This window comes from Brachyspira sp. SAP_772 (assembly GCF_009755885.1).
Lineage (GTDB): Bacteria > Spirochaetota > Brachyspiria > Brachyspirales > Brachyspiraceae > Brachyspira.
Genome location: NZ_VYIX01000024.1, coordinates 1 through 1155, shown reverse-complemented (window position 1 = coordinate 1155; position 1155 = coordinate 1). Strand labels below are relative to the sequence as shown.

Below are 1155 nucleotides of genomic sequence, written 5' to 3'. Positions count from 1 at the left end.
AAGATGTCGGTATTGATAGGGGAGACGATATGCTTGGTGTGAATGGATACACCGCCGTTTTGCTTTGGAATTATTATTTAGACACTAAAGATGAAACAGCAATAGATTCTCTCATACATTATAATTTGCTTGATACTATTGATTTGGAATATTTATTATGTCTTGCMTACAATAAATATGCTGARAAATATAAAACTTCGCTTTTAGACTATAAAGAGCTTCCTTCTGTGAGTAAATATAAGCCTAATAAAAAATTAATAGACTATCTTCACAAACAYCCTCATAAATATTCACCTAAAAATGATGATTAAAATTAATAAGCTTGGTCTAATATTGTAGTAATAGCATCATGCGTCATAACTTTAAAAAAAAAAAATTAATACCAAATAAAGTAAAATTAAATATTGTTAGTAAATTAAAATATTTCTCATATGTATCAAAATTCTCATTTTTTTTATTATTTAATTCTAAAATATAATTATTTAATCTAATTATCTCTAAATTAAATACATCATTATTATCAATTATAAATTGAACAAAAAAAGGATGATAAAAGAATACAGGTTTTTCTGTGTAAAGAAAATTATTAAATTTATTAGCAATATTTTTATGAACATATAATAAAATATTTTGAGAATATGATGGAGAGATATTTAAAGACATCAATTCATATCTAAAATCAAAACACTTATATTCCAGTTGATCAAAATATTTAAACCAGAACTCTGGTTTTTGACAATTTATATGATTTGTACCTATTTGATTTGGTATTGCTGCTGAAAATAATACTATATCACTATAGCTAGTAAGCATTTTTATAAAATTTTCAGAATATTCTGGAGATAGATGTTCAGCTACTTCAAGAGATACAGCTATATCGTATTTTTTTAAATAAATATTTTTATGAGTTTCTAAATTATCTATTTTTATATATTTTCTTGGAACTAATAATTTTTCTTCTGATATTTCATTACAATCTATTCCCACTACATCATCAATTCCAAATTCTATAGCTGATTTTAACCATGCCCCTATACCACATCCTACATCTATCATAGATTTTATATTATAATATTTTAATAACATTCCTAAAATAATTTTTGAAGATTTATAACTAGTATTTCCATTATCATTATTTTCCCAAAATGTTTCTTC

General features: G+C 23.4%; 2 protein-coding genes. One reads left to right on the top strand and one right to left on the bottom strand.

The window, feature by feature from the left end:
- The coding region (locus GQX97_RS12280; protein WP_198391227.1) for a ribonuclease H-like domain-containing protein at positions 1-311 on the top strand (311 nt) is incomplete at its 5' end.
- Between the two features lie 43 nt (positions 312-354).
- Here GQX97_RS12280 and GQX97_RS12275 read toward each other — a convergent pair.
- On the bottom strand, positions 355-1155 hold an 801-nt coding region (locus tag GQX97_RS12275; protein WP_157152213.1), incomplete at its 5' end, for a methyltransferase domain-containing protein.